At 60.8% G+C, this 6,020-nt stretch carries 6 protein-coding genes (1 of these 6 cut by a window edge); 4 read left to right on the top strand and 2 right to left on the bottom strand.

Annotation, left to right across the window (positions count from 1 at the left end; genetic code table 11):
- On the top strand, positions 1-870 hold the 3' portion of the coding sequence (locus tag I6L38_RS21280) for an NnrS family protein (protein WP_043172009.1). It extends 327 nt beyond the left edge of the window; only the last 870 of its 1,197 coding nucleotides appear in the window; the start codon falls outside the window, past its left edge; its stop codon occupies positions 868-870.
- Between the two features lie 10 nt (positions 871-880).
- Here I6L38_RS21280 and I6L38_RS21275 read toward each other — a convergent pair whose 3' ends face one another.
- Complete coding sequence (locus I6L38_RS21275; protein ID WP_005306022.1) at positions 881-1,450, bottom strand: helix-turn-helix domain-containing protein; 570 nt, start codon at positions 1,448-1,450, stop codon at positions 881-883.
- A 121-nt stretch (positions 1,451-1,571) separates the two neighbouring features.
- Between I6L38_RS21275 and I6L38_RS21270 the strand changes: the two genes are divergently transcribed.
- Both I6L38_RS21270 and I6L38_RS21265 read left to right on the top strand, forming a co-directional pair.
- A complete protein-coding gene (locus I6L38_RS21270) occupies positions 1,572-2,723 on the top strand; it encodes a benzoate/H(+) symporter BenE family transporter (protein ID WP_043172008.1) in 1,152 nt (383 codons plus the stop codon).
- A 150-nt stretch (positions 2,724-2,873) separates the two neighbouring features.
- Positions 2,874-3,938 (top strand): DUF3103 family protein, encoded by a 1,065-nt coding sequence (locus tag I6L38_RS21265; RefSeq protein ID WP_043172007.1) that lies wholly within the window; start codon positions 2,874-2,876, stop codon positions 3,936-3,938.
- 62 nt (positions 3,939-4,000) lie between these two features.
- On the opposite strand, the gene metF is transcribed toward I6L38_RS21265, so the two are convergent.
- Positions 4,001-4,897: a methylenetetrahydrofolate reductase gene (gene metF, locus I6L38_RS21260; RefSeq protein WP_017780899.1), complete on the bottom strand. Its 897-nt coding sequence runs from the start codon at positions 4,895-4,897 to the stop codon at positions 4,001-4,003.
- 328 nt (positions 4,898-5,225) lie between these two features.
- Here metF and I6L38_RS21255 point away from each other — a divergent pair, with 328 nt between their 5' ends.
- Positions 5,226-6,017: a GNAT family N-acetyltransferase gene (locus tag I6L38_RS21255; protein WP_216988909.1), complete on the top strand. Its 792-nt coding sequence runs from the start codon at positions 5,226-5,228 to the stop codon at positions 6,015-6,017.
- Positions 6,018-6,020: the final 3 nt, after the last annotated feature.

The following is a 6,020-nucleotide window of genomic DNA, read 5'->3' as shown; positions in this document are numbered from 1 at the left end:
TGGCTGGGTGAACACAACACCTTCTTGATGGCGGCAGACCTGCTCTGGTTGCCTCTTTGCGCCTGGTATCTGGCCAAACCCATAGTGGTAACCAGGCAGTGGCGCAACCTCTTCTTTGTGCCTCTGCTTGTCGTTCTGACCCTGCTCAACGCCGCCAGCTGGCTGTGGCAGACACAGTGGGCAGACATGGAACATCTGCTCATCACCACTGTGCTGCTGTTCACGACCCTGATCGCCGTGATGGGAGGACGAGTCATTCCCTTCTTTACCGCCAGAGCCACCGGGATGGAAAAATCCGTCCCTATTCTCTGGCTGGAGCGGGCTTCCCTTGCCACGCTGTGGCTCACCTTGGTGAGCTGGCTGCTGCTACCCACCCCATGGGTGACCAGCCTCTATATGCTTCCTCTATATATGGTGGCGACCGTTTTGCACTTGTGGCGCCAGCTGCGTTGGCGACTGCCGTCCACCCTTGGCCAACCCCTCTTGTGGTCGCTGCACCTAGCCTACCTGTTTATTCCTCTCGGTCTGCTCGCCCTTGGAGCTCTGGCTGCCGGCCTGCCCATCAGCCTGTCGCTGGCCAGCCACCTGCTCAGTGCCGGCTGCATGGGGACCATGATCCTGGGGATGATAGCCAGGGTCTCCCTCGGCCACAGCGGTCGAGCCTTGCAGGTGGGGCGCAGGATCCAGTGCGCGTTCGGGCTGGTCATCATGGCCACCCTGCTCCGGGTGCTGATCCCGCTGCTCTGGCCTGCCTATACCCTGTACGGCTGGAACCTGAGCGGCCTTGCCTGGAGCCTGGCATATGCTCTGTTTGTCTGGGTCTATACCCCCATACTGACCAGCCCCCGGGCAGATGGGCGTCCTGGCTGACCCGTGAGGGTCAAGATCTGCTGGCCGGATAGTGGATCAGATTGTGGAAGATGGCAGGGGCCACCCCCTGATTTCGATAGCCATGGGGGCGGTCGGCCGCGAAACGCACCGCCTCCCCCTGCGTCAAGGAGCGCCACTCCCCTTCCACCAGCACTTCCATCTGGCCGCTGATGACGATGACATGTTCGGTCACCCCAGGTTCATGGGGTTCTGACTCTCGTTGATAGCCGGGCAACAGAGTCAGCTCAAACAATTCGAAACCAAAACGCCCCTCATAAGGGAAGAGGGGAGCGACCTGCATGCCTTCTCCCGCCGGTTGTTGGCGAATGGCATCGGCGGTGCGATAAAGCACATCGTCCTGCGCCGTGGGAGCCGGCTCGATAAAGCTGGAGAAAGAGACTCGAAAGCCGGTGGCAATCTTCCACAGCGTGGCCACCGTCGGGCTCGACTCCCCCCGCTCAATCTGGCCCAGCATGGCCTTGCTCACTCCCGTTTCCCGCGCCGCTACATCCAGGCTCCAGCCCAGTTCGCTGCGCAAGCCTTTTAGACGTTGGGCCAGATGCTGATTCATCTCTTGCATGACTGCCTCTTTGTTGCGCTTGCTTGAATCGCCTTGTGCGCTATAGCGCACAGCGATATAGTCTGAAGCAATATTGTACGCAATAACGCACAAGCCGTCACAACCCCACAAGGACGTCACCATGCCCTTTGCCCTTCCCCACCTGGTCGCCGGCTTCATCGCCGTGATGGTTGGCTACACCAGTTCGGTCATCCTGATCATTCAGGCAGCCACGGCAGCGGGGGCCGATGCTGCCCAGCTCGCCTCCTGGCTATGGACACTGGGCATCGGCATGGGTATCAGCTGCATCGGCCTCTCCCTCTATTACCGCATCCCTGTCTTGACCGCCTGGTCGACCCCGGGTGCCGCCCTGCTCATCACCAGTCTCGGCAACTTCACCCTGGCCGAGGCCATCGGCGCCTTCGTTATCTCTTCTCTATTGATCACCCTGTGCGGCATCAGCGGCTGGTTCGATCGGCTGATGCGTCATATCCCGGCCCAACTGGCGGCGGCCATGCTGGCCGGGGTATTGCTCAAGTTCGGACTGGATCTGTTCAAGGTTGCGCCAGCCGATCCCTTGCTGCTCGGCAGCCTGTTGCTGGCATTCCTGCTCGGCCGCCATCTCTGGCCACGCTATACTATGGTGCTGGTGCTGGCAGTCGGGATCCTCATCTGTCTGTTGCGAGGGGAGCTGCAGCTTGACGCCATTCACTGGCAACTGGCCGGCCCGGTCATGGTCTGGCCAGCGTTCTCTTTTGATGCCCTATTCGGCATTGCCCTGCCGCTGTTCATCGTCACCATGACCTCCCAGAACATGCCCGGCATTACCATTTTGCGGGCCCACGGCTATCAACCCGCCACCTCCTCTCTTATCACCTGGACCGGCCTGACCGGCCTGTTACTGGCCCCCTTCGGCGGCTACGCCTTCAACCTGGCGGCCATCACTGCAGCCATCTGCATGGGGAAAGAGGTGGATCCGGACGCCAACCGGCGCTGGCCCGCTGCGGTATGGGCCGGGGGCTTCTATCTGCTGACCGGCTGTTTCGGGGCCACGGTGGCGGCCCTTTTCACGGCCTTCCCGGCCACGCTGGTGACCTGTGTCGCCGGGCTAGCGCTGCTCGGCACCATCGGCAGCAGCCTGCACACCGCATTGCAACACGACGATGCCCGTGAGGCCGCCCTGCTGACCTTCATCATCACCGCCTCCGGCATCAGCCTGCTCGGCATCGGCGCCGCCTGCTGGGGATTGCTCGTCGGCATCATCCTGCATCAAGTCAACCAGCGGAGAAACTGACCTGACCATCTGGGGAGCCCCCCGTGAGACACCGCACATAATTCAGAGAATTTGGTTCACAGCTGAAACTAATTGCCATTAAGTGGTGGCGAGGCACTTCTTCTTCCCCGATGCGTGCCTCATGTCAGACTCATAAACTGGAGAATAATAATGAGGAATCAGGCTGTCATTTTGTTACTGGCACTGCTGGGCGCCACCACCGCCCACGCTGCCGACACCGATCGGGAGCTGGCCCGCCAGCTCGCGCTGCAGCAGAAGAACCTGCTGCTGCTACTGAGCAATCAGGAGTACCAGAGCCCGCTGCCCAACCTGTTGCAAAAGGCCAGTCCGCGCCTGAAACGTCAGGCGCGGGATGCCAACCAGGCGGCCATCAGCCGGCAAGGGCTGGACGGTGAGGTCAAGGAGCTGATGCAACTGCGACTGGCCAACCCGGAGCAGGCCGCCGCGCTGCAGCAGGGTGTCGAGCCGCTGGTCGCCTATGTACCGAGCGGAGATGAGAAGAGCTGGAGCGCCATCGAAGCCTTCGACAGCGCCGGCAACCCCGTCTATCTGGATGTGGACAAGGCACCGGCCCGTCCGGTCTTGGTCGTTGAGGCCGATCCCGTCAAGGCCAAGAACGCCGGCCTCAAGGTGATCCGCAAGGCGCTGGCTGCCGCCGACATGCAGGTGGCTCCCCGTGCGGCTGCCAGCACGGCACCGCTCAAGACCAGCATCCTGAAGAAAATTCGGTTGAAGGATGATCAGGAGCCCTGGCTGCTGGGTGCGGCCGAAGTGTATGCGGTGGTAGCAGGGGTCAATCCCAGCCGGGATGAGCCAGTGGTCGACATCGTCGACATGCCCTATCTTGACTATGACAACACCGACTACACCCCCAACCAGATCCTGGTTTACTGGGATCGCTATCGCTGGGGTGCCGTCGACATCGTCATGATGGAGCAGGACGACAACGTCAACTACAAGGAGCTGAGCGGCCTGTTCATCGATGCCCTCAAGCTGGCCTTCACCGCTGGCGGCGTGCCCGAGGCACTGCCCTTCCTCGATCTCGGTGGCCGCATCGTCAAGGCGCTGCCCGACTCCTGGATGACCAACAACGATGACTATCTGGATACCTTCTACACCCTGGAGCAGGACCAGAGCTATCACCAGTACCCCGGCGCCGCCGGCAATGCGGTGATCGATCTCGAACCCAAAGAGATCGCCCCCACCAGACCCTGATTGGTCGCCATAGCAAAAAAGCCAATGAGCAGCTCATTGGCTTTTTTTGTACCCGCGATCCGTTACGGCTGGCCTTTCGGCCTCACCCCCAGGGTATGGCAGATGGCGTAGGTCAGCTCGGAGCGGTTCAGGGTATAGAAGTGGAAATCCTTCACCCCCTCCTGACTCAGCACCCGTACCTGATCGATGGCGATGCTGGCCCCCACCATGTTGCGGGTCATCTGATCGTTGTCCAGCCCTTCGAAACGCTGATGCATCCAGCGCGGGATCTTCACGTTGGTGAAACCGGCAAACTTGGCCAGGGTCTGGTAGTTGGAGACCGGCAGGATCCCCGGCACGATTTCGGCATCGATGCCGATGGCGGCGCAGCGATCCCGAAAACGCAAGTAGGTCTCGACGTCAAAGAAGAACTGGGTAATGGCGCGGTTGGCACCGGCATCGATCTTGCGCTTGAGGTTGAGCAGATCCGACTGCGCACTGCGCGCTTCCGGGTGACCTTCCGGATAGGCGGCCACTGAAATATCGAAGTCCGCTTCGGCCTTGAGCAGGGCTACCAGGTCGGTGGCATACATCTCCGGCTTTTCCAGCCCCTGGGGCAGGTCGCCGCGCAGCGCCACGATATGGCGGATACCGCTGTTCCAGTAGTCGCGAGCAATGGTGCGCAGCTCGTCGCGGCTGGCGTCAATACAGGTCAGGTGCGGGGCAGCGATCAGACCGGTCCGCTCCTTGATGTCCTTGATCACCTTGTGCGTGCGATCCCGGGTGCCCGAGTTGGCACCATAGGTCACCGACACGAACTTGGGCTCCAGCACCTTCAATCGCTCGATGGATTGCCACAGGGTATTTTCCATCCCTTCGCTGTTGGGCGGAAAAAACTCGAAACTGACCGAAATGTCGCCACTCAAATCTGCCAGACTCTGGTTGAGTGCCTCAACCTGACGTGCGCTGTGAAATCCCATCTGCTCTCTCCCTGCCCTGCAATCCATTTCTCTACGTCAAAACGGATGTTTGGACGTCTAAACGTCTTTCTATCTTTATGAGAAAATGACACAAAGTCAACACTGTTTTACAGCGAGATGAAGGCCGCCGATTTTTATTTGGCAATAAAGCCAAAGTAACGATTGGCACCCCATCCCAAAATCCGGCGAGTCGCGTTATGATGAACGCAGATCGTCCTGGACGTTCTGAATCTGCGTGTGATTGTTTGGCCGGAGGTTTCTCCGGCCCCTTTTCAACCTCTTTTCCTTCCTGCCGATAACCAATTGAACCATTCGCAGGAGCATCATCATGGACACCCACCCCGGCTTTGCCACCGACTTGCTGTTCGATCGCTATCAGGGCAACGTGGTCGACCATGAGCAGTTCTGGGCCGTGCGCACTCCCGATGCTCCCGATTACTACTTTGGCAACTATCTGCTGCTCCCCTTCCCCCCCAGCGATCACGACAAGGGCTGGCTCGAGGCCAGTTTCGACAAGCTGATCGGGCAGGATCCCCGGGTCAGACACCGCACCTTCCAGTGGCCTCTCGCGGCCGGCCAGAACAGCCGGGTCGCCGGCTTCGTGGCGGCGGGATACCAATACATGGAGTGCGTGGTGCTGGCGCTGGAGGCCACCGACTGGCAACCGCCAGCCGCGACGGTGGCTGCGCGTCCCTTTACTCCGACCGACTGGGACGAGTGGCTGGCCTTTGAACTGGAGGAGCGGGATCCCGGCCATTCGGAGCAGAGCTACCTGCCCTATCTGCAATCACGCCGCCAGTTGTATGAGGCGATGATCGGGGACGGGCTGGGTCAGTGGTGGGGGATCTGGCAGCAGGAGCAGCTGGTCGCCAGTTGCGGTCTCTTTTTCACCGACACCCTGGGTCGCTTCCAGCTGGTACGCACCCGGCAGGCATGGCGCAATCAGGGATTGTGCCGCCAGCTGCTGAACCAGGTTGCCCGGCACGGGCTGACGCGGGTCGACCGGCTCATCATAGTGGCCGACGAGCACTATCACGCCCAGCGGGTCTATCGCTCGCTCGGCTTTGCCCCGGTGGCCCGCATCGGCAGTCTCTGCCGCTGGCCCCGTACGGAGCAATGAATC

Origin of the sequence: Aeromonas sp. FDAARGOS 1408, from assembly GCF_019048665.1 — a bacterium.
Classification (GTDB): Bacteria; Pseudomonadota; Gammaproteobacteria; order Enterobacterales; family Aeromonadaceae; genus Aeromonas; species Aeromonas dhakensis.
Note: the sequence above shows the minus strand (reverse complement) of the source record. Positions and strands in the feature narration are given on the sequence as shown.